Source organism: Nocardioides sambongensis, from assembly GCF_006494815.1.
Lineage (GTDB): Bacteria > Actinomycetota > Actinomycetes > Propionibacteriales > Nocardioidaceae > Nocardioides > Nocardioides sambongensis.
This window is the reverse complement of sequence record NZ_CP041091.1, coordinates 3,416,042-3,441,772: the sequence shown is the minus strand read 5'-3', so window position 1 is coordinate 3,441,772 and position 25,731 is coordinate 3,416,042. Positions and strand designations below refer to the sequence as shown.

Genomic DNA, 25,731 nt, shown 5'->3' with positions numbered 1-25,731 from the left:
TCACGCATCACGCATCGCCTGCTCGAGCCTCAGCGGTCGGCGGCCTCATCGTGGGTGGGCGTGACGAGAGTGCCCCGACGCCGGGCGTTGGTCGACCGGTCATCCACAGGCGGCCCGCGTCATCGCGGGGCGACCGCGCCTTCCAGCGCCGCCAGCGCCACCGACCAGGGGATCCGCTCCTGCTCCAGCCGTACGTCGCCCTCGGCCCGCAGCCGCGCCAGAGCCGCATTCTCGCCGGGAGTGAGTCGGTCGAGGACGGCGCGGGTCGGCTTGGGCTCCGTCACCCACAGGTCCCGGTGATCGAGCAGGGTCTGCTCATCCATCAGGAGCGAGGGGACGTCGGGGAGCCAGAAGCGCAGCCGGTGCAGGATCGCGAAGCCGTGAGAGTCCAGGTCGCCCCAATAGACGACCCGCGCCGCCTGCACCCAGGGCAGGCGACCGGCCGCGTCGACGTCGTACCCGGAGCCGTGGACGGCGACGACCCCCGGCCACGGCGGCAGGGCGAGCATCGATTCGAGGTTCTCCAGGATCAGCACGACCGCGGGCGCGATCGGGAGCTGAGCAAGTTGCGTCTCCGGCGCGGCGAGGTCGCACAGCCCGCCGATCGCCGGCACCGGATCGAGGATCCGGATCCGCACCAGCCGGTCGGCCTCGACGAGCCCCAACCCCGGCGCGCCGGTGGCGGCCGCGTGCAGATCGGTGACGACGGCCCGGTGCGCCGCCAGCCACTTGGTGTCGACGCCGCGGATCGGCACCTGGCGCGGTCGCAGCCCCGTGGCCGGGTGGGTCGAGAGCCACGCGACCACCGCCATCGCGCGGTCGAATCGTTCGGGGACCACCCGATCAGGGCCGCCGCGTGCTTACGGAGCGCGGCGTCCACCGCCGCCGACGCGCCCAACCCGTCGCGCACGGCCGCGATCCGACGGGTCAGCGTCGACCAGTCTCGCGCGGCGGAGCCCTTCGCGAAGGCCGCCACCGCATCCGCTGTCGTCAACCGCAGGCGCACCGGCACCTCTTGGCGACCGAGTCGCTGCCAGTCACGGGTCTCCCACTCGACCTCCGCCCCCACCGGCACTACGACGCCCCGCCACTCCCGCACCCACGACTCCGCCGCGGCCTGATCGGCCAGTGCGGCGCGCTCGGTCGGTGGCTTCAGCGGGATCGTCAGCGCAGGAGCCTGCGGCGCGGTGACCGCCCACCCCGTCAGTCTCTTCGCGAGCTTGTCGTGGGCGGTGCGGCGGGCGTCGCCGACACCGATCACTCGTCGCTCCACACCACGTCGGCGACCACCGAGCGCTGGCGGGTCGGGTTCTCGATCGAGGTGGCGGCGCCGACGTACGGCTCGATCGTCTGCAGCAGCTTCTGCGGCGTCGCCAGCACCATCTGGAACCCGAACTCGACGAAGACGTCCAGCGCCATGCGGGTGTAGCGGGTGTCGGCCTTGTCGAAGGCTTCGTCCAGCACGATGGTGCCGTAGCGCGGGAACGCGTCCTCAGTGTCGGCCAGCTGATAGCGCAGTGCCGCCGCGAGGCAGAAGATCACCAGCTTCTGCTGCTGGCCGCCGGACATCGCGGCTCCGGAGTCGTAGGTCGCCTGCACCCGCTCGTGCTCGTCGATCTCCTCGGCCAGGAACGTCACGTGCTGGCGGGTGTCGAGGCACTGGTGACGCCAGGTGCGGTCCGCGTGCTCGCTCGAGGCGAGCCGCCGCATGAGGGAGTCGAGCGTGGCGAAGCGTCGCTCGGCCGAACCGAGGTCGTCGTCGGACCAGCTGCCCTCGGCCACCGACCGCAGGTCGGCGATGAACCGGTTGACCGTCTCGGTCCGCCGGGTCTTCACCCGCAGACGTAGGAAGCGTCCCTCGTCGAACGGCGAGCGCCGCAGCGAGGCGTTGACCGGGGTGACCCGGTCCTGGATCTCACGAGGCGCAGCGAGGATGTCGCTGACCAGCTCACCGATCAGGTCCCGCGAACGCTCGCGCAGCAACCGCAGGAAGTTCGCTTCGTACTCGGGCAACCCTTGCGCGACGATGGTGTCGAGCAGCTCCAGGTAGCCACGCCGGTCGTCGACGGTCGCAACCAGCTCGGCGGTCGCGGCGGCCGCCGGCCAGGTGTCGTTGAAGGTGGTGGCGGACCCGATCAGCGCACCGGTGGCACTCTGCGCCTCGGCCAGGGCCCGGTCCCGTTCCTGACCCAGCTGCTGGGTGACCTGCTGCCCGACCTCACCGATCACTTGTCGGGTGAGGTTGCGCCGGCGCGTCCGGAACCGTCGGGCCAGCTCCTCGGCCAGCCCGGGCTCGACCTCGGCAATCGCTCCCGATGCGAGCTCCGCCTCGATGCTCGCGATGACCTCGCGCAGCTCGGCGTCCTCGGTCCTGGTGGACTTCAGCGCCGACTGGCTGTTGATCAACGCCTCGTGCGCCTTCTTGCGCCGATCGCGAGCCGTGTGGGCGGCCTGGACCGCAGCATGGAGGCTGGCGTTGTCGGAGGTCAGCGCTCGCAACTGGTCCTCCAGGTCGACGACCGCCTGGGCGGCGCCCTGCCGATCGATGTCGGACCAGCTCTGCTGCCGCGCGCTCTCCAGGATCGTGCGCCGCTGTACGGCGGCCTGGTGCTCGGCCTCGATCCGCTGGACGACCTCCTCGATCCGACGGTGCTCCTCGGTGGCCTCCCGCAACTGCTCGACGAGCGCCTCCAGCTTGGCCTCGCGGTCGCCGAGCACCCACTGGCTGCGGTCCTCGATGCGTCGCCGGTCGTCCTTCTCGTAGCGGGTCCGCGAGGTCTTGACCTGGCCGTTGATCGTGACGGCTCGCACGTGGTCGTCGAGCTCGTCGGGGGAGTCGACGCACGCGACGTCGTACCGCGCCGACAGCTGGCCGTTCATCCAGTTCGCGAACGGGCCCGCCGAGACGGTCACCCGGTGCACCAGGGACCGGTCGCTACCGGCGGGCCGCGCCGCGGGCGCGTCGTCGGCGACCTCCTCGAAGACGAGGCGGCCCGGCAGGCGGTGGGTGTCGATCCAGCGCCTGACCGAGCCGAGGTGCTCGGAGCGCACCAGCAGGGCCAGCGCGAACGGACGCAGCACCCGCTCGATCGCGCCCGTCCACGCGGCGTGCTCGGGCCGCACCTCGATGAGCTCCGCGGCGAAGGGCAGCGCCGAGACGGGGACCGCCAGCTCGTCGGCGAGCGTCGCGCGGATCCGGAGCAGCTCCTCGGGCACCGTGCTGCCGGTGGTCCGGATCGAGGAAACCGCGGCCTCGACGGACGAGACCCGGTCCCTGGCCCGGGCGAGCGCGGCCAGCCGATCATGGTCGACCGACACCGCTGGCGGCGCGTCGGCGAGGATCTCGTCGATCCCGCGGACCAGCTCGGCGAACTCCTCCACTCGCGTGGGGGCGCGGTCCACCCCGGCCCGGCGCAGCTCGGTGGCGAACCGCTTCCACCGGGCGTCGACATCGCGGGCGGACTCCTCAGCGGCCCGGATCCGCTGCTGCAGGTGCCCGGTCTCGGCACCTCCCAGCTGGAGCTCCAGCCGCTCCGAGCGGGCGACGGCGTCATCGGCGGCCGCATAGGCCTCCTCGGCCTGGTCCGCCTCGATCGTCAGTCGGCTCATCCGCTCCTGAACTGCCTCCAGCTCGCCGCGCGCGAGCTCGAGCCCGCGTCGGCGCTGGAAGGGACCGACCGCCTCGATCAGGGCGAGGGCTGCGCCGGCCCTGGTCTGCGCGGCGTCGTACCGCTCCGCATGGTCCTTGAGGCCGATCAGGTGGTCGCGCTGCTCGCGCAGTTGCACCACGCGGTCGTGGGCGTCGCGCAGCTCGCCGAACTGGTCGACCGCATTCTGGGCGAGGTCGAAGGTGGCGGGGCGCTCGAGCATGTAGTCGCGGAAGAGTTGGTCGAGGCTGTCCAGGCTCTTCGCCGACTGGGTCTTGTGCAGCAGCTGCAGCGCGGTCTCGTCTGCGATCCCGAAGATCGACCGCATCCGCGCGTAGAACCGGCCGTGGGAGTGGTTGCTGGTCACCAGTGCGTCCGGCCAGGCCTTCTGCACCCGGCGGGTCTCCAGCCCCTCGGCGGCGAACTCCTGCAGGTCGCGCAGGTCGACGGCGGAGCGGTCGAGCAGGCAGAGGTCGTTGACGTCGGAGGAGGCTGTGGCCGTGGCGCGGGCGAAGAAGAGTCGGCAGAGCGAGACGACGCCGCCGTCGCCGTCCTCGAAGCGCAGCACGATCCCGCTCCACGTCGCCTTGGGGCGCAGGTAGGCACTGACCACGCGGTCCTCGGTGGCGTCGATCGTGCGCGACCACGCCCCACGGACATAGCTGTAGACGCTGCGCTGGTCCTGACGCGCGCCCGCGCCCTGTGCCGCCTGGTTGAGGCGCAGCCACTTGTCGGGGGTCAGCACGGCGGCGATCGCGTCCAGCAGCGAGGACTTGCCGGAGCCCGACGGTCCGGTGACCAGGTGGCCGCGGCGGGCGACCGGGAGGCGATAGATGGCGCCGTCGAAGGTGCCCCAATTGGCGAGCTGGACCTCGGCCAGGCGCCACTGGCTGTGCGGCGCATCGGGTACGGCGAAGAGCGCGTCCTCGGAGGTGGTCATGCCCCGTCCGCCTCCTCGGTGCCCGGCTCCGACTTCTCCGCGATGCGGCGGTATTCGTCGGCCAGCGCCAGGACGAGGTCGTGGTCGAGGACGAACTTCACCACCGGGGAGATCTCGGCCCGGCCCTCCCCGGCGGAGTGGAGCACGCGGAACTTGTTCAACATCCGGGTCCAGGAGCCGTTGAGGTTGCGCGTGAAGGTGGATCGGTCGCCGGTGCGATAGACGTCCAACCGCTCGTAGATCTCGGTCTGTCCGACGATCACCCGCTGCTCGCCGGGCGCGGCGAGCAGGAGCTGGCGCAGCACCAGGAGCATCGCGGTGTCGAGGAAGTTGAGGCTTTCGGTGCGTAACGGGCTCGGCACGTCGAGCTCGGTGGTGCGGACCTTGCGGACGAACGCGAACTCGTCGACCGGGTCGATGACCAGCTCGAGGAACAGGTTGTGCAGCTGAGAGCGGATCGCCGCCTCGTCGGCGAGCAGCGCCGCCCACAGCTGCGGACGGCGGCGGCCGGAGAGGTAGGGGCCCTTGACGATCTCCAGCAACGCGCGCCGCGACTGTTCGTGCAGCGAACCGAGATCACCGGGCCACAGGTTCGGGCGCGCGTCGGTGCTCGCTGCGTGCTCCTCGGTCATCGGATCCTCTCGGTGAAGACGTGCACGGCGACGTCCGCCGCACGATCGACCCCGTCGACGCCGGTCCAGGCGAGCTGCTCGTGACCATCGTCGCGAACCTCGCCGTTGGCCAGGGCGAGGGAGAGCAGGCCGACCACGCTGGCCAGGCCCTGGGTGGCGGGTGTGGCGCGCAGGATGTCGGCGACGCTGGCGCTCTCCTGATTGCCGAGCACCCGGTTGACGTTGTCGATCAGCTCGGCGAAATCGATCTCGCTCTCCCGCGCGATGGCGGCGAGGGCGGACAGGTCGATGCTCTCGGTCTCCGCATCGGGCAGCGTCGACCCGGTGTCGTAGTCGGTGGGGTCGTGCGGCGCGAGCTCGCCGACGGTCGAGAGCCGCAACGCCGACAGCTCCAGCTCGTGCGGCAGGTCGGCGTACGGCTTGACCTCGCGACTGGCGGGCACGGCTGCGGAGAGCGCGGACTGGAGGGCGTCGCGCAGCGCTCGGTCGCGCTGGAACTCCTGGGAGTAGACGTAGCGGCGCAACCCGCGGGCGAACTCGGTCAGCTCGCCGTGCACCTCCCGGCTGCCCCGCTTGAGGTCCCGGACCAGAGAGCGAAGCGTACGACGCGCCTCCGGCGTGAGGTGACCGGCGAAGTCGCGGTCCAGGACCGCCGACAGGTCGGACTCGAAGGCCGACGAGCGTTCGGGATCGCGGATCAGGGAGGAGAACGCGCTGAAGGTCCGGCCCTCGTCCGAGGTCTCGATCAGGTCGACGCCGCGGAAGACGTCGTCGAGCACGCTGCTGCGCCCGTCGGTCCGGTCGTCGTCGAGGATGCGCGCTCGTAGCTCCTGATTGAGCTGCTCGAACCGCGCTCGCACGCCCGCGAAGTCGCCGGGCAGGTCGCGCGCCTGGAGCAGGACGTCGGTGACCCGCTCGTGTGCCTCGCGTGGGTCGAGTACGTCGACCTCGCCGCGGGTGACTCGCGCGATCCGCTCGTCGAGCCGGTCCCGTTCGGCGCGCAGCGCCGCGAGCCGCGTCGTGCTGTCCGGATCGGTGTCGATGGCGAGCTGGCGCACCGCCTGGGCCAGGCTGATCAGGCGAGACTGGGTGACGGTCGAGCGCGGGGCTTCGAGTTGGGCGACCACGCGGAGCGCCACCACCGCGTCGGGAGCGAGCTCGAGCGTCTCGCCGCGAGCCTCCGCCGCGGGGCGTCGCACCAGGAATCCGGCGTTGCGCCAGTCGTCGCAGTATCCCCGGGCGGTCTGGGGCAGAACGAAGTGGTCGCGGAGCACCTCGAGGTCGGCGTCGATCAGCTCGTAGACGTCCTCGACGGGCAGCCGCGTGCCGGGGGCGCCGAGGTGGACGGTCAGCAGCGCGGCGATCACCGGCGCGTTGTCGGCGCGCAGCAGACGGAGGGTGGCGCTGTCCTCGACGAGGCGGCGATAGGCCAGCGCCACGGCGAGTGCGGACATGCGGGCCATCTTGTCAGGGGGGCACGACGGTTCGGGGCCGGTCAGGGATCCGCGGGCGACGGTCCCGTGCGCCCCGCAGGTCACAGCGCGAGCCAGGTGGCGTCGGTGTGCTGTGGAAAACGGCCGGTGACCTGCGGAAACGGTTCCACCATCTTCCTCGCAGGGGTCGAACTGGTGTTCGATCGCAGGTAGAATCCGGGTCAGCGGAACGCTCCTCGCGGACACTCTCGGAAGGCCCCTGATGGCTCTGGACCACACCCACCCCGACCGCATCACCGGTGCGGTCACCCGGGTGCGGGCCGAGTTGGCCGGGGTCGCGGATGCACAGCCGGCGTTCCTGAAGACCGAGGACCGCGAGGCGCTCCTGACTGAGCTGGTTGCTGCGGAAGCACAGCTGACCGAGCTGCGGATGCGGGTGCTGTCCGCGAGTGGTGATGTGGCCGACCTGCATGGTGCCCGCGATGTCGCGGGATGGGTGGCATCGCGTTCCAACGTCCAGGCGCGACGGTTGCGGGCCGAGGCCGAGCTCGCCGCCGCGGCCGAGCGGTGGCCGGGCGTCACAGCCGCGATGGCGACCGGGCGGCTCACTCCGGACCAGGCACGCGTGGTCGTCCGGGGACTCGACGCGCTGCCCGACCACCTGGAGGCCGCGGTGAGGGAACGGGCCCACTGTGACCTGGTGGCCTATGGGACCGGGGACCATTCCGACGCCCCCGACACCGGGTTCGGACCCAGAGAGCTCGGGGTCCTGGCCGACCGGATCCTGCACGTGGTCGCGCCGGAGGTCGCCGACGAAGAGGACGCCCGCCACCTGGAACGCCTCGAACACGACGCGCACCGCAAGACGACCGTGCGGATCCGGGGCCTGGGCGACGGGATGTCCCGGGTGATCGCGACCGTGCCCGACCACATCGCCACCCGCCTGGTCACCTATCTCGACGCCTACACCTCACCCCGCCACGCCGGCGCCCACACCAGGGAGCAGAACCCGGACCTCGAGCGGCTCCCGCGGGCTCGAGCCCTCGGGCACGCGTTCTGCGCGCTGCTGGAACACCTCGACCCCGCGAGCCTTCCCGACCACGGCGGGGACGCGACCACCCTGGTCGTCACGATCGACCATGACCACCTCACCCGCAGCCTCGGCGTCGCCGAGCTGTTGGATGCCGGCGACACGGACCAGTCCGGACGGATCAGCGCCGCTCAGGCCCGACGGCTGGCGTGCACCGCCAAGATCCTCCCCGCCGTCCTCGGCGGGAAGAGCGAGGTCCTCGACCTCGGCCGCGCCCAACGCCTGTTCAGCCCCGCCCAACGCAAAGCACTTCGCCTTCGCGACCGCACCTGCCGCGCCGAGGGTTGCACCGTGCCGGCGACCTGGTGCGAGGCGCATCACCTGGACCCCTGGTCCCGTGGCGGGAGGACCGACCTCGCCGACGGCGTACTCCTCTGCAACTTCCACCACCACCGCGAACACGACCCCGGCTACGTCACTACGCGGCTCCCCAACGGTGCGCACCGCTACCACCGGCGAACATGAGCAATCGACACTACTCAGACGATCACCACGACCAGCCCCAGAGCCCCTCAGGCGCAGGGATCCACGCCCGGCTGCCCGGGACGCACGATGCCGCGCTTGTCGAGGATCGTCTCGAGCACCGTCGGGCGGGCGGGCATCAGGCCGTCGGCGCAGGTGTCGATCATCCGCCGGTACGTCGCCGCGTCGTCCGGCGCCGAGCCGCTGAACCAGACGTGCACGGCGTATCCGTCGCTGTGCGCGCGGTCGACGAACGCGCGCGTCACGATCGGGATGCCCTGGTAGGTCACCGGCACCTGCAGGGCGACGGTGCCCTCCATCGGTGGGGTGCCGGTGAGCACGTAGGCGGTGAGTGCGGCCATCCCCGGCGCCAGCCCGATCTGCGGCGCCCGCTGGTGGAAGTCGGTCAGCGCGGCGTCGTTGAAGGAGGCGACGATGACATCGGTGCGGCCGACCTTGTTCAGGAACCGGGCGAGCAACCGCCCCGTCCGCTGGTACGACGCCAGGTCGGCGTCCGAGGTCCCCTTGATCTCGATGTTGATCGGCGTGCGCGGGAACCGCTTGAACACCTCCCACAGCTGCGGCACCCGGAAGTCCTTCGGCTGGTGCCCGCGCACCCGGACCTTGCCGTAGCGGGCGCCGCGCAGCGGATACCGCTGGGCGGGCAGGCCGTGCACGGCGCTCCGGCCGGGGACGAACCAGTGCGCGGCGTCGAGCCGCCGCACCTTCCGGACCGGCAGGTCCTCGACCTGGCCGGTGCCGTTGGTGGTGCGGTCGACGGTGGCGTCGTGGATCACCACCAGGCGTCCGTCGGCGGTGGAGTGCACGTCGAGCTCGAGCATGTCGGCGCCGAGCTTCGCGGCACGCTCGAACGCATACATGGTGTTCATCGGCGCCTCGTTCTCGCCGCCGGAGTGCGCCATGTTCATCACCCGGGCCTCCAGCCACGGGTTGGGGGCCGGGTCGACCGGCTCGGCCCCGGCGGTCGACGCGGACAAGGTCGACGCCGGGACGGTCAGGGCGAGCGCGGTGAGCACCGCGGGGATCAGGCGAGACGCGCGCATGGACTCAACCTAAGTGTCGCGCACGGCTACTGTCAGCGTGTGACCCACGACACAGGTGACCCCGAGCGCTACGGGTTGACCTGGGTCGGCAAGCAGGACGCCCTCGACCGGGCGTCCGCCCCGTGCGCCGCGACGCTGGTCGAGGACCTCGACGCAGCGATCCGCCCGGACGACGCCCGCCACCTCTTCATCGAGGGCGACAACCTGGAGGTCCTCCAGCTCCTGCGCGACGAGCACTGCGCGGGCATCAAGTTGATCTACATCGATCCGCCCTACAACACCGGCAATCCGTTCGTCTACCGCGACGACGTCAGCGGCGACGACGGTGACGGGTGCCGGCACAGCCGGTGGCTGTCGATGATCCTTCCCCGGCTGGTGCTGGCCCGCGAGCTGCTCACCACCGACGGCCTCCTCGCGGTCTCCATCGACGACCACGAGACCGCTCAGCTGCGGCTGGTCCTCGACGAGGTCTTCGGTGGGGAGAACTTCCTCGCCACCATCTGCGTGCGCTCCCGCGCGTCGGTCTCCAACGACCGGCTGGTCTCCCCGTCCCACAACTTCCTGCACCTCTACGCGCGCCACCTGCCGGCGCTGGCCGACCGACGCGCCGACTTCGGGCTCGACCCGGTCCTCGAGGGCTTCGACCTGGTCGACGAGCGCGGCCCCTACCGCCTGGTCCCCGTCGACGGTCCGGGCGGCGCGAAGAAGGGCAACCCCTACTACGAGTTCCACGGCGTCGCCGGCTACTGGCGCTACTCCGAACGGACCATGCAGGCCAAGTACGACGCCGGGCTGATCGTCGTACGACCCCGGGCGCTGCTGCAGAAGTACTACCGCGAGGACGCCGCCGCGAAGCGCCGCACCGCCACCACCTGGTGGGACGAGGAGATGCAGACCTCGACCGCGACCCGGCGGTTGCGCGAGCTGATGGGCGCGGCGGTCTTCGACAGCCCCAAACCGGTCGAGCTGGTACGACGCCTGGTCACCCTCGCCGCCAACTCCGACGGCGACGTGGTGCTCGACTTCTTCGCCGGCTCGGGCACCACCGGCCAGGCGGTGATCGAGGCCGACATCGCCGATGGCCGGAGGCGTCACTCCATCTGCGTGACGCTGCCCGAGCCCACCGCGGAGCGGTCCGAGGCGCGGCGGCTCGGCTATCGCACGGTCTCCCAGATCACGCTGGCACGACTGCGGCGGGTGGTGGAGGGCGTACCGGGGGTGGGGCTGCGGGTGCTGCGGCTGCGTCCCGCTCCCACGCAGACCCGCACCGGCGACGCCGACCAGCCGGACACCGACCAGCCGGACACCGACCAGCCGAACACCGACCATGCAGACACCCACCGAGCAGACTCGAACCACCAGCACGTCCCCACCACCGAGGAGTTGCACATGCCCGACGTCGAGGACCTGAACGCACGGATCGTCGCGGAGTTCCGCGACAACGACGGCCGGGTCGGGGGCCCGTTCGAGGGCGCGCCGATGGTGGTGGTGCACCACGTCGGCCGCAAGTCGGGCGAGGCCCGCACCAACCCGATGATGTATCGCCCGGACCCCGACGACGCGGACACCGTCTACGTCTTCGCCTCCGCGGCCGGCGCGCCGAAGAACCCGGACTGGTACCACAACCTGGTCGCCGCCGGACGGGCCCGGATCGAGCGCGGCACGGACGCCGGGATCGACACCTACGAGGTCTCGGTGAAGGAGGTCATCGGCGAGATGCGCGACGAGGTCTACGCCGCGCAGGCCAGCGACTTCCCGGGCTTCGCCGACTACGAGAAGAAGACCGAGGGCGTTCGCACCATCCCGGTGCTCGCGCTCGAACGCACTTAAAGGTCGGCGCGTCCGGCGCCGCCGGAGGTTTGCGGCGCACTCACAAGTCTGGTTTGTGAGCGCCCAAGAACGTGCCGCTACCGCGGCGCCTCCCCACCGGCGAACCTGGACAGGTGACCGCCGCTCTCGCTCCCGCCTCACCCGCCCGGACCACCGGCACCTCCAGCGTCACCACGCGCCTCGGCTACGTCGGTCCGAACTGGTACGCCTCGGTGATGGGCACCGGGATCCTCCCGGTGGCGCTGCTCGGCCTGCCGTTCCACGTGCCCGGCGCCGCCACCGTCGCCGCGGCGCTCTGGGCGCTCGCCGCCACCCTGCTGGTCGCGGTCACCGCCGCGACCGTGCTGCACCACCGCCACCACCCGACCGTGGCGAACGGGCACCGCACCGACCCGGTGATGGTGCACTTCTACGGCGCCCCGGCGATGGCGCTGATGACCGTCGGCGCCGGCGCGATGCTGGCCGGTCAGCGGTGGATCGGGGCGGAGGCGGCCCTCGCCCTGCACGCCGTGCTCTGGACCGCGGGGACGCTGCTCGGGATCGCCACCGCGGTGCTGGTGCCCTACGCGGCGTTCACCCGGCTCGCGCTCCGCGGGGACGAGGCGTTCGGCGGGTGGCTGATGCCCGTCGTGCCGCCGATGGTCTCGGCCGCGACCGGTGCGCTCCTGGTGCCGCACGTCCCGGCCGGCCAGGCGCGGGAGAGCTTCCTGCTCCTCTGCTACGGCCTCTTCGGCCTGACCCTGCTCGCCAGCCTCGTGGTGATCACGCTGATCGTGCACCGGATGGTCCGGTACGGCGCCGGGCCGGCCGCCCGCGTCCCCACCCTGTGGATCGTGCTCGGACCCCTCGGCCAGTCGGTCACTGCCGCGCACCACCTCGGACTGCTGGCACCAGGCGTGCTGCCGGCGCCGTACGGGACGGCGTTCGAGAGCCTGGCGCTGGTCTACGGCATCCCGGTGTGGGGATTCGCGATGCTGTGGCTGACGGTCGCGGCGCTGACCACCTGGCGCACCGTGCGGGCGGGGATGCCGTTCACGCTGACCTGGTGGTCGTTCACCTTCCCGGTCGGCACCGTGGTGACCGGGACCTCGGGGCTGGCCGGCGTCACCGGGCTGCTGCCGCTGGCGCTGGTCGCCGGGGTGCTCTTCGGTTGCCTGGTGCTGGCCTGGGCCGTGGTGCTGACGCGGACGGTCGCGGGGGTGCTCGACGGGAGCCTGCTGCGGGCGCCGCAGCCGGTCGTCGCCCCGCGCTGATCCCGTCAGCCCGGCGTCGCCCCGATCTCCAGGCGCAGGGTCCGCAGGTAGCCGGCGAAGCCGCCGGGGGTCCGGCCGGTCCGCCGGGCCGAGGTGGTGACGGTCGGCCCGATCGTCCACGGGTGGCCGGCGCGCCGGACCGCTTCGACCAGCACCACGTCCTCGTGCTCGCGCACCGCCGGGAACCCACCGGCGGCCAGGTAGGTGGAGAGTCGGACACCGAGATTCGCGCCGTGGATCGAGGTCCCCCGCGGGTCGTGCCGGGCGGCCCACGCCGCGACCTCCACCGGCGAGAGCTCGGTGGGATCGGGGCGGACCCGGCCGAGCACCAGGTCGTTGCCGAGCTCGGCGAGCCGTACCTGGTCGACCAGCCAGTCGCGCCCCACCACCGTGTCCGCGTCGGTGTTGGCCAGCCACACCTGGTCGCCGCCGATGCCAGCCCCGCAGCCGACACCGAGGTCACCCGAGCTCACGGCGACCACCCCCGCCCGCCGCGCGGCACCCACCGCACCCGCGTCCACCGGGAGCACCGGCACCGCGAACCTCGCGGCCACCCGCTGCGACCCGTCGCGGCACCGGTCGAGCACCACCAGCGTCCGCACCGTGATCCCCGGACGCTCGACCTGCAGGGCGGCGACCGCCGACCGCAGGGCGGCCAGGCAGTCGGGCAGCCGGGCCTCCTCGTCGCGCGCGGGCACCACGACGTACACGGCCCGGATGGACCCGGTGCCGCGCAGGATCCGCGTGCTGGTCACGGTTGCGCTCCTGGCAGCGGACGTGCGGAGAGCACCAGGATCTCCGCGTCGCGGTCGCGATACTCGGCCACCACCGGGAGGCCGGAGCCCTCCCGGAACCGCTCGTGCACCGCCGCGCCGTCCAACGGCCAGCCGTGGATCGGGTGCCGCCAGTGGCACAGCAGCAGGTCGCCGTCCGGGGCGAGGCCGCCCCGGAGCCGCTCCACCAGCTCCTCGAGCTCGCCGGGGCTGAGGAAGTAGCCGACCTCGGAGACCACCACCAGGTCGAAGGGCTCCGCCTGCCACCGCGCGTCCCAGTCCCGCGGCAGGGAGCGCTGCTCGACCCGGACCGCGGCCGCGTCGTCGGCACGGTCCGTGGCAGCCAGACGCTCCGTGGCGGCGTCGACCGCGGCCCCGCTGGCGTCGACGGCGAGCAGGTGGTCGCAGCGGTCGGCCAGGTCCTCGGCGAGCGCGCCGACCGAGCACCCGATCTCCAGGGCCCGGCCGTAGCGGGGGCGCGGCAGGGCGGCCAGCGTGAGCGCGCGCTTGCGCCGCTCGTAGTCAGAGCCCGTCCGCCACGGGTCGGCGGACCGGCGGTGCAGGTCGTCAAGAGCGTCGTCGGCCGCGGCCTCGGCCAGGAAGACCTCCTCGGGGCCCGCGAAGTGCTCCAGGAAGTGGTCGGGGAGCAGCTGCTCGTCGCCCGCCGCGGGGGACAGCGGCCGGACCTGCGAGGAGTGCTGGGCGAGCGCACCGGCCTTGGCCGCTCGCGCCCGCGCACCGAGCGGCAGCAGGCGCACCAGCTCCCACGGCAGGTCCTGCGGCGTGGCCCACTGCCAGCACCAGATCGGATACTGCAGCAGTCTCGCGCCGGTACGACGCGCACCGACCGCGGCGGCCCGTCCGCAGGCCTCGTGGTCGGGATGCCCGTCCTCCCGCCACGGGCTGAGCAGCAGCGTGGAGCGCCCGTCGCCGACCACCCTGACCAGGCGGTGGACCAGCTCCTCCTCCCGGGTGGCCACGGCGCCGTCGACGAGGTCGAGGTGCACGGTGTGCGCCGCGGGGGCCACCACGGCCAGCGCCGCCGCGGACTCCCGCAGCCGGCGCTGCGCCAGCCGCTGCGGCGAATGGGTGGGCGAGGCGGGATGGCTGGCCTCGCCGGCGGTGGCCAGCACCAGGGTCACCGGGACGCCCCGCGCGGCGAGCGTGGCCGCGATCCCGCCGGCGCCGAGCGTCTCGTCGTCGGGATGGGCGGCGAGCACCACGACCCGCTCGATCCCGCCCAGGTCCACGGTCGGCGCCGCGTGCCAGCGCGGGTCCTGACGCCACGTCGTCGGTGAGCTCCCGCGGTCCTGCGCCGTGAACGAGCGCGCGCTCACCGGCTGTCCTCGGGCAGGTCGAGGAGCCCGCGGTCGAGCACGTCACGTCCCAGCGCGGCCAGGTCCCGCTCGGCGTGGTGCTGGCGCAGGTAGAGGTGCAGGTCGGCGACCCGGGCGGCGTGCTCGGCCTCGCCGGCCAGGGGACCGGGGCCGAGCGCGTGGTCGACGTGGCGCAGCGTGGTCTCCGCGGCGTCGGCGACGATCTGGCGGGTGCGCGCCGCGAGCAGGGAGCCGGCGGATCCGCCTGCGTCGCCGGCGTCGATCGCGGCGGCCGCCGCCTCCAGTGCGGTTCGCGCGGCGTGCAGGGCGGTGTCGACAGCGCCCAGGTGGACCAACGCGACCTGGTCCGGCTCACGTCGGCGCGAGGCGGCGGCCAGCCGGCCCGCGAGGCCGACCGCTCCGCCGTACCAGACCGCTGCGACGCCGATGCCGCCCCAGGCGAAGCCGTCGCGCTGCAGGTACCAACCGGGGTCGCCGACCGGCACCGCGGCCACGTCGGCGAAGGTCACCCGCGCGCTGACCAGGTCGGGCAGGCCGACGGCGTGCCAGGCGTCGGCACTGGTGTCGACACCGGGAGCGCGCAGGTCGACCAGGAAGAGGCCGCGGCGGTCCTCGTCGACCCAGGCGGTGACCAGCGCGTGGCTGAGCCGGTCGGCCAGCGAGCACCACGGCTTGACCCCGTCCAGTCGCCAGCCGCGGTCGGCCGCGCGGGCGCTCAGCCGCACGCCCGGACCCTCGGCGGCGAAGACGCCGAAGGTGGCGCCCGGCGGCGGCTCGGTGCCGGCCTCGCCCAGGATCGCCAGGGCGTCGAGGTGGGGTTCGACGGCGCGCGCGAGCTGGAGGTCGACCGATCCCAGCGCGGTGAGGGCCTGCCACAGCACCTGCGTGTCGCCGCGCCCCGGCCGCGGGAGGTCCAGGGAGGCCGCCAGCGCCAGCGCCCCGTCGAGGTCTCCACGGGGGACGGTGCGCGCCCGCTCCCGCAGGCGCCGCGGCGTGGTGTCGGCATGATCCATCGCACGATCTCCTGACGCGGTCCGGGTGGCGCCCGAGGTCGGGCCGGTGCGTCACTCCCGTACCCGGGCCGGGGACGGCGATGCGCGGTGTCGCCGGGGTCAGTCCCCGCGCGACCGGAACGCCTGGACCGCGTCGTCCACCTCGAGGTGCACCCGCCGGCCGTCGAGCCGCTCCTCGACACCGCCGACCCGCAGCAGCGCGTGCACCTCGGTGCGCACGCGGGCCAGCTCGAGGGTGACCGAGCGCCGGTCCAGCTCGTCGAGCAGCTCGTGCAGGACCTGGATCGCGGAGGAGTCGATGTCGTGGGTGGCCTCCAGGTCGAGCACCACGCAGCGCGCCCCCTGCTCGGCCTGGAGCGCCAGCAGGTGGTCGCGCATCCGGCCGGCGTTGGCGAAGAAGAGGGGCGCGTCGAACCGGTAGAGCAGCAGCCCCGGGAGGGTGACCGCGTCGGCGTGGTCCGCGACGTCGCGGTAGGTGTCGGTGCCGGGCAGGAGCCCCAGCACCGCCCCCGTGCGTCGGCGGCGCGCAGCACCATCAGCAGCATGGTCAGGCCGATCGCGACCGCGATGCCGACCAGCATCCCCAGGCCGAGCACGGCGGCGACGGTCGCCACGGCGGTCCAGAACTCGCTGCGCCGGTAGCGCCAGAACGCCCGGAACTCTGCGACGTCGAAGAGGGAGAGCCCGGCGACGATGACGATCGCGGCCAGCGTGGCGGTCGGCAGGTAGTCGAAGATCGGGGCGAGCGCGATCAGGGTGACCACCGCCAGGGCGGCGGCGACCAGGTTCGCCACCTGGGAGCGGGCGCCGGCATCGCGCAGCACGAAGCTGCGGGACTGGCTGCCGTTGACCGGGAAGCCGCCCAGCAGCCCGGCGCCCAGGTTGGCGGCCCCGATCCCGAAGAACTCCCGGTCGGCGTCGATCCGGTCGGGGGTGCCCACGGTCAGCGACCGCGCGGTGAGCGCGCTGTCGGGATAGACCAGCAGCGCGATCGCCAGCGCGGGCGCGACCAGCATCCCGACGTCGGACCACCCCAGGTCGGGCAGACCGATCGCCGGCAGCCCGCCGTCGAAGGCGCCGACCACCGCCACGTCGACGTCGAGGAGCGCCACCACCGCGATCGACCCGGCGACGGCGAGCAGTGCGCCGGGCACCGCCGGCAGCCAGCGCCGGAACGCCAGGACCAGCACCAAGGACGCCACGCCGAAGCCGACCGCGGTCAGGTCGGCCTCGTCCAGGTTGCGCAGCACCGCCCCCACCTCGGTCAGGTACGGCGTCGGGTCGACCGACGAGCCGAAGAACCCCTCCAGCTGGCTGGTCACGATCAGCACGCCGGAGCCGAAGACGTAGCCGGCCAGCACCGGACGGGACAGGAAGTCGGCGGCCCGGCCGAGCCCGAGCACTCCGCCGATCACCAGGAAGAGGCCGACCAGCAGCGCGAGCACCATGGCGAGGTCGGCGTACTCCTCGGTGCCCGGTGCGGCGTGCGCGGTGAGCGTGGTGGCGACCATCAGCGCGACGGTCGACTCGGCGCCGACGCTGAGCACCCGCGACGATCCCCACCACAGGTAGGTGAGCATGGCGCCGATCGCCGCGTAGAGGCCGACCACCGGTGGCAGGCCGGCGAGGGTCGCGAAGCCGAGGGACTGCGGGACGAGCATCGCCCAGAGGGTGGCGCCGGCGAGCAGGTCCGCCCGGAGCCAGGAGCGCCGATAGCCGGCGAAGGCACGCAACCCCGGCACTGCGCGGGACCACGGGGAGCTCATGGCGGACTTCCTACCAGCCGACCGGGGGCGGCGGACAGCACGACGCCCGCCCGGTGGGGTCCGGGCGGGCGTCGCGCGTGCGGAGGGAGTGGCTCAGCGGCTGGTGCTCAGCGGCTGGTGGTGCGCCGGTACTGCCGGACCGAGAGCGGCCCGAAGACCAGCAGGATGCCGACGATCCAGATCAGCGTGTAGGCGACCGGGTTCTGCATCGGCCACGCGTCGGGCACCGGCACACCTCCGGTGTTGCCGAACAGCTCGCGCGAGGCCTGGGTGAGGGTCGAGACCGGGTTCCAGGTCACGAAGGTCTGCAGGATCCCGGAGAACTGGTCGGTGGGCACGAACGCGTTGGAGACGAACGTCAGCGGCATGATCACGATGAACGAGGCGTTGTTGATCACCTCGACGCTCGGCACCAGCAGGCCGACGAAGGCCATCACCCAGCTGATCGCGTAGGCGAAGAGCAGCAGCAGGGCGAACCCGGCGAGCGCGTCGACGAAGCCCTCCCGGATCCGCCAGCCGACCAGCAGGCCGGTCAGCGCCATGATGATCAGCGACAGGACGTTGTAGACCACGTCGGAGGTGGTCCGGCCGACCAGCACCGCCGAGCTCGACATCGGCAGTGACCGGAACCGGTCGATGATGCCCTTCTGCATGTCCTCGGCGAGTCCGGCGCCGGTGAACGTCGCGCCGAACACCACGGTCTGCGCGAAGATGCCGGCGATCAGGAACTCCTTGTAGCCGACGCTGCCGCCGGGGTCGATGGCGCCGCCGAAGACGTAGGCGAAGAGCAGCACGAACATGATCGGGCTGACCAGGACGAAGACCAGGACCTCGGGGACCCGCTTGATCTTGATCAGGTTGCGCTGGGCGACCACCCAGCCGTCGGTGAGTGCCTGGGTCGTGCTCATCGGGCCACCTCCGCGTCCGTCGTCTCGGCCGCCGGTCCGGTCCGTTCGTCCTGCTCGGTCGGTGTGTCGTCCTCGGCGGCTCGGCCGGTCAGGGCCAGGAAGACGTCGTCCATGGTGGGTCGCCGCAGGCCGACGTCGAGGACGGTGACCGTCTCCCGCTCGAAACCCTGCAGCACGCGGAGCAGCTCGCCGGCGCCCGAGCCCTGCACCGCGGCGGTCAGCTCCCGGCTGTTGTCGGAGACGATCACCTCGGCGGCGGCCACCTCCGCCATCACCCGGACGGCCGCGTCGCGGTCCTCGGCGTCGGCGAGGACCACCTCGATCCGCTCGCCGCCGGTGCGCGCCTTGAGCTCGTCGGAGGTGCCGCGGGCGATCGCCCGCCCGTGGTCGATCACCACGATGTCGTCGGCCAGCTTGTCGGCCTCCTCCAGGTACTGCGTGGTGAGCAGCAGGGTGGAGCCGCCGCCGACCAGCTCGCGGATCACGTCCCACATCTCCTGCCGGCTGCGCACGTCGAGCCCGGTGGTGGGCTCGTCGAGCACCAGGACCGGCGGCTCGGCGACCAGCGCCCCGGCCAGGTCGAGGCGTCGCCGCATCCCGCCCGAGTAGGTCTTCGACGGCCGGTCGGCGGCGTCGGTCAGCGAGAAGCGGGCCAGCAGCTCGCGCGCCCGCTCCTGCGCCCGGGCCTTGCCGAGGTGGTAGAGCCGCCCCACCATCACCAGGTTCTCGTAGCCGGTCAGGTGCTCGTCGACCGCGGCGTACTGACCGGAGAGGCCGATCCGCGACCGCACTCCGACCGGGTCCTGGAGCACGTCGACGCCGGCGACCTCCGCGGTGCCGGCATCGGGCACCAGCAGGGTGGTCAGGCAGCGGACGGCGGTGGTCTTGCCGGCCCCGTTGGGTCCGAGGAGGGCCAGCACCTTGCCCTCGGAGACCTCGAGGTCGAGGCCCTGGAGCGCCTTCACGCTCCCGTAGTGCTTGGTCAGTCCGCTGGCGCGGATCATCGTCGTGGTCATCGATCCCTTCCCTCGTGCAGCGCCGGTCCCGACGGGCCGGCGAACGCTGGTGACGTTAGTGACCACCACCGACAGTCGAACTCATCGCCGGACCGGATCGCCACCGGATTACCGCCGGATCGCCGCTGGTGTCCCGGCGTACGAAGGCTAGGCTTACTTATCTGGAATCGTTCAAGAAAAGGTGCCATAGTCGTCGCATCAGGTCCGCACCGGACCTCGGATGGTTCAGCGAAAGGAGCACCACCCATGGCCACCACTGCGACCCACCACGACAAGCACGTCTCCCACCCCGTCTTCGTCGGCGACGAGACCTTCGCCGGTCACCTCCAGCAGGTCCTCGTCGACCTCACCGACCTGCACCTCCAGGGCAAGCAGGCCCACTGGAACATCGTGGGCGCGAACTTCCGCGACCTGCACCTGCAGCTCGACGAGATCGTCGACGCCGCCCGTGACTTCGCCGACGACGTCGCCGAGCGGATGCGCGCGGTCTACGTCGTGCCGGACGGCAGCTCGGCCCGTGTCGCGGCCCAGTCCAGCCTCCCGGCCTTCCCGACCGGCGAGGTCGACACCGGCGAGGCGATCGACAAGATCGTCGCCTCGATCTACGCGGTCTGCGCGACCGCCCGCCGCGTGCACGACGAGGTCGACGCCGCGGACCCGACCACCGCGGACATGCTGCACGAGATCCTCACCCGGCTCGAGCAGCTCGCGTGGCTGACCGACGCCGAGCGTCGCCAGCCCGGCACCGCGGTGCCGAAGCCGATCAACGCCTGACCCCGCAGCCATCCGAACGCCGGGTCCCGCTCCCTCTGCGCGGAGCGGGACCCGGCGTTCGTCGTACGGCGTCAGCGCGGCGGGTAGGACGCTGCCGCCTCCTCGGGCTCGGTGTCGACGTTGTTGGGCGGCAGCTCCCCCGCCCCGATCGCGTCGACGACCCGGCGGATCTGCTCACCACTGGCGCGCCAGTCACCGGCCTCGTCCTGCCACCAGATCCGGAAGCCCTTGCGGGCCTCGATCACCCAGTGCCGGCCGAAGAGCATCCGGATCAGCACCGCGAACGGGAAGACCAGCAGCAGCACCAGCAGCTCCAGGCTCGCCACGATCGCGAGCAGGATCAGCGGCAGCGCGATCACGGTGAAGATGATCAGGCTGATCGGGTCGTCGGCGCCGGCGGGCATCATCTCGAACGGTCCGCGCCACATCCCCTTGAGCCGTCGCCGCCACGGCACCCAGCGCCGGGTCACCCGCCAGGTCTGGCCCCACCGATCACGTACCTTCACAGCGAGCCCGTCTACCCCGGGCTCGTCCCGGACAATCACCTCGTCCCCCGAGTAGCCCGGGGCGCCGCCGGGTGATGCGTCGCACGAACTGGTGCCGGGGGACCACCGAACGTAGGACGCAAGCCCGACCCCCGCGCTCACTGCCCGACGATCACCGACGCCAGCCGGTCGGGCAGCGGCAGCGCTACCGCCTCGCCGGCCTCCAGCGCGACCCGGTGCACGCTGCCGGCGTACGCGAACCCGCGGCGGTGGCCGGCGCCGTAGTCCGCGGTGACCGGGGTGCCCCGGTCGATGCCGACGTCGAGGGTCTGGTCCATCGAGAACATCGCGACCAGTGAGCGCTCCAACCGCCCCCGGCCGGCGACCTCCCCGTCGACGAGCAGCGTCACGTCGCCACCCAACCCCAACCGGTCCGTCCCCGGCCCGTCCGGCTCCAGCCCGTCACCGTCGTAGGCGAACTCCAGCTCGACCACGTGGTCCGCGGCCTCCTGCGGCAACGGGGCTGCGGCCCGCACGTGGGTCCACTCGATCGCCGCGTAGGAGTAGGCCCACGACGGCACCCCGTCCTTGACGTAGAGCGACCAGCCGCCGAACCGACCACCTTGGGCGACCAGCACCCCGTCGTCGGCCCGGCCCCCGGTGAAGGTCGCCGTGATCCGGGAGGAGCAGTTCTTCAGATCCGGTACGGCGTCCTCGCGCAGCCGCCCGTCATCGGGCCCGAGCACGATCGAGGCCGGTCGCTCCGGGCGCGCGCCGCCGCCCGCGCCGAAACGTCGGATCAGCTTGTCGTCCAGCGGATAGACCCGGTTGCGCCGGGCCTCCGCGTCGAAGAGTGCCTGCAGCTCGGCGAGCAGCTCGGGCCGCTCGGCGGCCAGATCACGCGCCTGCGTCCAGTCGGTGACGGTGTCGTAGAGCTCCCAGGTGTCCTCGTCGAACCGCGGTGTCTCCTGCGACGCAGGATGCCAGGGCGCCTTGTGCGGCGCGACCGCGGTCCACCCGTCACGGTAGATCCCGCGGTTGCCGAACATCTCGAAATACTGGGTGGTGTGCTTCTCGGCTGCCTCCGGGGAGTCGAGGCAGTAACCGAAGGAGACCCCGTCGAGGTCGTCCTGCTCGACGCCGTCGAGGGTCGCCGGGACCGGCAGGCCGATCAGGTCGAGCACAGTGGGCATCACGTCGTTGACGTGGTGCCACTGGTGGCGCACCTCGCCTCGCGCGGCGATCCCCGCCGGCCAGTGCACCACCATCCCGTTGCGGGTGCCGCCGTAGTGCGAGGCCACCTGCTTGGTCCACTGGTAAGGCGTGTCCATCGCCACCGCCCACCCGGCCGGGTAGTGCGGGTAGGTGTCGGGGCCGCCCAGATCCCTGGGACGCTCGGCGAGGAACGTGGCGATCCGGTCCGCCGACTCGGCGATGCCGTTGAAGGGCAGGTGCTCGTTGAGGGTGCCGACCATGGTCCCCTCCGCCGAGGCGCCGTTGTCGCCGAGGATGAACAGCACCAGCGTGTCGTCCAGCTCGCCGCGCTCGCGCAGCGCATCGACGAGCCGGCCCACCTGGGCGTCGGTGTGCTCGGCGAACGCGGCGTAGAGCTCCATCAGCCGCTGCCCGGTCTCCCGCTCCTGCGCGGGGATCTCGTCCCAGTGCGGCACCCCCGGCGTCCACGGCGCCAGCTCGGCGTCATCCGGTACGACGCCGAGCTCGCGCTGCCGCGCGAGGGTGATCTCGCGTTGGCGGTCCCACCCGTGGGCGAACTCACCGCGGTAGCGGTCCCGCCACTCCTCGGGGACCTGGAACGGCGCGTGGGTGGCGCCGAAGGCCAGGTAGCAGAACCACGGCTTGCCTCGTCCGTGCCGCGACACCTGACCGGTCCAGCTGATCGCCTCGTCGACCAGGTCCTCGGAGAGGTGGTAGCCCTCCTCGGCGCTGCGCGGCGGGTCGACGAAGGTGGTGCCGCGGACCAGGGTGGGCTCGTACTGCGAAGCCTCCCCACCGAGGAAGCCGTAGAAGTGGTCGAAGCCCTCGTGGGTGGGCCACCGGTCGAACGGGCCGGCGGCGGTCTGCTCCCACGGCGGGGTCTGGTGCCACTTGCCGAAGGCCCCGGTGGCATAGCCGTTGCCCTGCAGCACCTGCGCCAGCGTGCCGGCCGACCGCGGCCGCATCCCGCTGTGCCCCGGGGTGCCGGTGGAGATCTCCACCACCGTGCCGACGCCGACCCGGTGGTGGTTGCGACCGGTCATCAGGGCGGCGCGGGTCGGTGAGCACATCGCGGTGGTGTGGAAGCGGGTGAACCGCAGCCCGTCGGCGGCGAGCGCGTCCGCGGTGGGCATCCGGCACGGCCCACCGAAGGTGGAGGAGGCCCCGAACCCCATGTCGTCGAGCAGGATCACCAGCACGTTGGGGGCCGTCGCCGGCGGCTGGAGCCGGTCGCGGACCGGCAGCTTGTCGACCTGGTCGCGGACGTCGGTGGCGGCGTCGTACGGCGGGAGCGAGCCGGGGTGGGGGAGGTGGCGGCGGGGGTCGGTGCGGTCGTGCATGAGGGGTCCTCTCGGGAGTGGCTGGTGTTCAGGCGCCGCGCCCCATTCGGATGGGCTCGGATCCCAGCGAATTCGCGACCGATCCGCATGGGGCGCGACACGGGCGTCAGGAGGCGCGGGCGTCGTCGAGGCTGCGCACCCGCCGCCCGCGCCGCGCCGGATCGGGCACCGGTACGGCGTCCAGCAGGCGTCGCGTGTAGTCCGCACGCGGCCGCGTGAAGACCTCGGCGACCGGCCCGGTCTCCACCAGCCGACCGGCACGCAGCACCGCGACGCGGTGGGCCACCTGGTGCACCACGGCCAGGTCGTGGCTGATGAAGAGGCAGGCGAAGCCGAGCTCGCGCTGCAGGTCGGCGAAGAGGGTGAGCACCGTGGCCTGGACCGAGACGTCGAGCGCGCTGGTCGGCTCGTCGGCGACCAGCAGCGTCGGCTCCAGCGCCAGGGCGCGGGCCAGCGCGACCCGCTGCCGTTGTCCGCCGGAGAGCTCGCGCGGCCGCCGGTCGCCGTACGAGACGGGCAGCTGCACCGCGTCGAGCAGCTCCTCGACGCGGGCGTCGCGGGCCTGCCGGGTGCCGAGCCGGTGGACGTCGAGTGGCTCACGGATCGAGGCCCGGATGCTGAACCGTGGGTCCAGGGACGCCTCGGGGTCCTGGTGCACGAAGGCCAGGCCGCGCCGCAGTGCCCGCACCCGGCTCCGGCCACCGCCGTGCAGGTCCTGGCCGCCGAGGCGGACGGTGCCGCCGGCGAGCGGCACCAGCCCGGCGGCGAGGCGGCCCAGGGTGGTCTTGCCGGACCCGGACTCGCCGACCAGTCCGACCACCTCGCCGGCGGCGACGGTCAGGTCGACCCCGGTGACCGCGGGGAAGGAGCGCCCCCGGCGCTGCGACCCGTAGCGGACGTGGACGCCGTCGAACTGCACGGCCGGCGGCTCCACCTCTCCGGCGGGCAGGGCGGCCACCGCGGTCGCACCGCTCGGCGGCGCGGTATCCGCCTCGTCGCGCCCGGGCAGCCGCGGCACCGAACCCAGCAGGTGCCGGGTGTAGGGCTCGCGCGGGGCGGCGAAGAGCGCCCGGGTCTCACCGGTCTCGACCACGTTTCCGGCCTGCAGCACCAGCACCCTGTCGGCGATCTCGGCCACCACTCCCATGTTGTGGGTGATCAGCACGATCGAGGTGCCCGTCCGCTCCCGGATCCGCCGCAACAGCCGCAGCACCTCGGCCTGCACGGTGACGTCGAGGGCGGTGGTCGGCTCGTCGGCCAGCAGCAGCGCCGGCTCGTTGGCCAGCGCCAGGGCGAGGACGACCCGCTGCTTCTGACCGCCGGAGAGCTGGTGCGGGTAGTAGCCGAGCCGCTTCTCGGGCTCGGGGATCTCGACCTGGGCGAGCAGTTCCAGGGAGCGTTCGCGGACCGCCGACCTGCTCCGTACGCCGTGCGCCCGCAGCGCCTCCTTCAGCTGCCAGCCGATGGTGCGGACCGGGTTGAGCGCGGTCTGCGGCTCCTGGAAGACCATCGCGATCTCGCTGCCGCGGATGCCGTCGAGGCCCTTCTCGTCGAGGCCGAGCAGCTCGGTGCCGCCGTACCGGATCGAGCCGGTGGCCCGGGCGCCGGGCGGGAGCAGGCCGAGCACGGCGCGGGCGGTCATCGACTTGCCCGAGCCGGACTCGCCGACCAGCGCCAGCACCTCGCCCCGGCGGACGGTGACCGAGATGTCCTCGACCGCGGGGCGCGGGTGGCTGAAGGAGATGGCGAGGTGCTCGATCTGCAGCACCGGCTCGGCGACCAGGGATGCGGACGCGGAGGTGCGACGGGGGTGGGTGGGACGGGCGTGGGTGGGGTCAGGCACGACGGGCCTCCGCGAGGGACTGGGAGATGAGGAGCAGGCCGAGCACGAGGGCGACGACCAGGACGAGGGGCCGACCGCGAGGAACGGTGCGTCGTACATCAGACGCACGCCGTCACGGATCAGCGAGCCGAGCGAGGGGTCGGGCGGGCGGATGCCGAGACCGAGGAAGCTCATCGCGCCCTCGATGAAGACGGCGACCGACATCGAGACCGCCAGCTGCACGGTGAGCGGCTCCATCGAGTTGGGCAGGACATGGCGGCGCAGCACCCAGCCGGGGCCGGCGCCGACCACCTGGGAGGCCTCCACGAACGGCATCTCGCGCACGGTGCGCACCGAGGTGCGCACCAGCCGTCCGAACACCGGGATCTCGACCGCGACGATCACGATCCCGATGGTGAACAGCCCGGGGCCGAAGAAGGCGGTCAGCAGGATCGCCAGGATCAGCGTCGGGAAGGCCAGCAGCAGGTCGAAGAAGCGCTGCGCGATCACGTCGGTGACCGACCACCAGCTGGTGACCAGGCCGACCAGGATCCCGATGGCGGCGCCGATCGGGACCGCGGCGAACACCACGACCAGGTCGGCGCGGATCCCGTAGAGCGTCCGGGAGAGGACGTCGCGGTTGACCTCGTCGGTGCCCAGCCAGTGGGCGCCGCTGGGGCCGAGCAGGTTGGCCCCCTTGATCTGCTCGTTCGGGTGGTACGGCGCCAGCAGCGGCGCGAGCAGGCCGAGCGCGACGACGGTGCCGACCAGGATCACCCCGACCAGACCGCGACCCCGGAGCAGGGAGTGGCGCAGCGACCGGAGCGGGCCCGCCCGCCGGCTGGTGGGAGCGTCTCCCGGCGGGGGACCTTCGGCGACCGGGGTGAGCGGCTCGTCGGCGCCGTCGATCCTGGAGAACGTGGTCGACATG

The 25,731-nt window shown here is 72.7% G+C and carries 18 protein-coding genes and 2 pseudogenes; 4 read left to right on the top strand and 16 right to left on the bottom strand.

The genetic code is table 11. The annotated features are described in order from the left end of the window. Nucleotides 1-119 precede the first annotated feature (119 nt). From FIV43_RS21630 to FIV43_RS16090, 5 genes and pseudogenes are all read right to left on the bottom strand, one after another. A complete protein-coding gene (locus FIV43_RS21630; RefSeq protein ID WP_407938908.1) occupies nucleotides 120-614 on the bottom strand; it encodes a Wadjet anti-phage system protein JetD domain-containing protein in 495 nt (164 codons plus the stop codon). Between the two features lie 138 nt (nucleotides 615-752). Next, nucleotides 753-1,261, bottom strand: a pseudogene (locus FIV43_RS23920) (DUF3322 domain-containing protein); the annotation flags it as partial. Continuing rightward, nucleotides 1,258-4,587 carry an ATP-binding protein gene (locus tag FIV43_RS16100; RefSeq protein ID WP_141014951.1) on the bottom strand — a complete coding sequence of 1,110 codons (3,330 nt, stop codon included), beginning with the start codon at nucleotides 4,585-4,587 and terminating at the stop codon, nucleotides 1,258-1,260. The gene FIV43_RS16100 and the pseudogene FIV43_RS23920, both read right to left, overlap by 4 nt. After that, on the bottom strand, nucleotides 4,584-5,219 hold the full coding sequence (locus tag FIV43_RS16095; RefSeq protein ID WP_141014950.1) for a DUF4194 domain-containing protein: 636 nt from the start codon (nucleotides 5,217-5,219) through the stop codon (nucleotides 4,584-4,586). The genes FIV43_RS16100 and FIV43_RS16095 overlap by 4 nt, the downstream gene beginning before the upstream one ends. Then, nucleotides 5,216-6,673, bottom strand: a complete 1,458-nt coding sequence (locus tag FIV43_RS16090) for a DUF3375 domain-containing protein (RefSeq protein ID WP_141014949.1) — start codon at nucleotides 6,671-6,673, stop codon at nucleotides 5,216-5,218. The genes FIV43_RS16095 and FIV43_RS16090 overlap by 4 nt, the downstream gene beginning before the upstream one ends. Before the next feature lie 241 nt (nucleotides 6,674-6,914). Between FIV43_RS16090 and FIV43_RS16085 the strand changes: the two genes are divergently transcribed. Then, complete coding sequence (locus FIV43_RS16085) at nucleotides 6,915-8,207, top strand: HNH endonuclease signature motif containing protein (protein WP_141014948.1); 1,293 nt, start codon at nucleotides 6,915-6,917, stop codon at nucleotides 8,205-8,207. A 47-nt stretch (nucleotides 8,208-8,254) separates the two neighbouring features. Here the strand turns inward: FIV43_RS16085 and FIV43_RS16080 are convergent, their stop codons facing one another. Continuing rightward, nucleotides 8,255-9,268, bottom strand: coding sequence for a glycerophosphodiester phosphodiesterase (locus tag FIV43_RS16080; protein ID WP_141014947.1), 1,014 nt, complete (start codon nucleotides 9,266-9,268; stop codon nucleotides 8,255-8,257). Between the two features lie 39 nt (nucleotides 9,269-9,307). Between FIV43_RS16080 and FIV43_RS16075 the strand changes: the two genes are divergently transcribed. Both FIV43_RS16075 and FIV43_RS16070 read left to right on the top strand, forming a co-directional pair. Beyond that, nucleotides 9,308-11,098: a nitroreductase/quinone reductase family protein gene (locus FIV43_RS16075; RefSeq protein ID WP_141014946.1), complete on the top strand. Its 1,791-nt coding sequence runs from the start codon at nucleotides 9,308-9,310 to the stop codon at nucleotides 11,096-11,098. Between the two features lie 113 nt (nucleotides 11,099-11,211). Further along, the gene (locus FIV43_RS16070) at nucleotides 11,212-12,351 is read left to right on the top strand and encodes a TDT family transporter (protein ID WP_231123452.1); all 1,140 of its coding nucleotides are present in this window, start codon (nucleotides 11,212-11,214) and stop codon (nucleotides 12,349-12,351) included. 5 nt (nucleotides 12,352-12,356) lie between these two features. Here FIV43_RS16070 and FIV43_RS16065 read toward each other — a convergent pair whose 3' ends face one another. The 7 genes and pseudogenes from FIV43_RS16065 to FIV43_RS16040 all read right to left on the bottom strand — a co-directional run bounded on the left by FIV43_RS16065 (nucleotide 12,357) and on the right by FIV43_RS16040 (nucleotide 19,164). Further along, nucleotides 12,357-13,106 (bottom strand): glycosyltransferase, encoded by a 750-nt coding sequence (locus FIV43_RS16065; protein ID WP_181407538.1) that lies wholly within the window; start codon nucleotides 13,104-13,106, stop codon nucleotides 12,357-12,359. Next, nucleotides 13,103-14,461, bottom strand: a complete 1,359-nt coding sequence (locus FIV43_RS16060) for a PIG-L family deacetylase (protein WP_141014944.1) — start codon at nucleotides 14,459-14,461, stop codon at nucleotides 13,103-13,105. Before FIV43_RS16060 ends, FIV43_RS16065 begins: the two co-directional genes overlap by 4 nt. After that, on the bottom strand, nucleotides 14,458-15,186 hold the full coding sequence (locus tag FIV43_RS16055; RefSeq protein WP_196780841.1) for an acyl-CoA dehydrogenase family protein: 729 nt from the start codon (nucleotides 15,184-15,186) through the stop codon (nucleotides 14,458-14,460). The genes FIV43_RS16060 and FIV43_RS16055 overlap by 4 nt, the downstream gene beginning before the upstream one ends. Nucleotides 15,187-15,573: 387 nt before the next feature. Next, nucleotides 15,574-15,978: an STAS domain-containing protein gene (locus tag FIV43_RS23915; protein WP_407938907.1), complete on the bottom strand. Its 405-nt coding sequence runs from the start codon at nucleotides 15,976-15,978 to the stop codon at nucleotides 15,574-15,576. Nucleotides 15,979-16,139: 161 nt separating this feature from the next. Continuing rightward, a pseudogene (locus tag FIV43_RS23910) lies at nucleotides 16,140-17,135 on the bottom strand (SulP family inorganic anion transporter); the annotation flags it as partial. Between the two features lie 212 nt (nucleotides 17,136-17,347). Further along, on the bottom strand, nucleotides 17,348-18,148 hold the full coding sequence (locus FIV43_RS16045; RefSeq protein WP_141014941.1) for an ABC transporter permease: 801 nt from the start codon (nucleotides 18,146-18,148) through the stop codon (nucleotides 17,348-17,350). Beyond that, nucleotides 18,145-19,164, bottom strand: a complete 1,020-nt coding sequence (locus tag FIV43_RS16040; RefSeq protein WP_196780840.1) for an ATP-binding cassette domain-containing protein — start codon at nucleotides 19,162-19,164, stop codon at nucleotides 18,145-18,147. Before FIV43_RS16040 ends, FIV43_RS16045 begins: the two co-directional genes overlap by 4 nt. 246 nt (nucleotides 19,165-19,410) lie before the next feature. On the opposite strand from FIV43_RS16040, the gene FIV43_RS16035 reads away from it, so the two are divergent. Further along, entirely contained in the window at nucleotides 19,411-19,938 is a 528-nt protein-coding gene (locus FIV43_RS16035; RefSeq protein WP_141014940.1) for a Dps family protein, read from the top strand. A gap of 71 nt (nucleotides 19,939-20,009) precedes the next feature. Here FIV43_RS16035 and FIV43_RS16030 read toward each other — a convergent pair whose 3' ends face one another. From FIV43_RS16030 to FIV43_RS22685, 3 genes are all read right to left on the bottom strand, one after another. Further along, nucleotides 20,010-20,444, bottom strand: a complete 435-nt coding sequence (locus FIV43_RS16030; RefSeq protein ID WP_141014939.1) for a hypothetical protein — start codon at nucleotides 20,442-20,444, stop codon at nucleotides 20,010-20,012. A gap of 137 nt (nucleotides 20,445-20,581) precedes the next feature. After that, complete coding sequence (locus FIV43_RS16025; RefSeq protein WP_141014938.1) at nucleotides 20,582-22,978, bottom strand: arylsulfatase; 2,397 nt, start codon at nucleotides 22,976-22,978, stop codon at nucleotides 20,582-20,584. Between the two features lie 106 nt (nucleotides 22,979-23,084). Next, entirely contained in the window at nucleotides 23,085-25,730 is a 2,646-nt protein-coding gene (locus tag FIV43_RS22685; protein WP_141014937.1) for an ABC transporter ATP-binding protein/permease, read from the bottom strand. Nucleotide 25,731 lies beyond the last annotated feature (1 nt).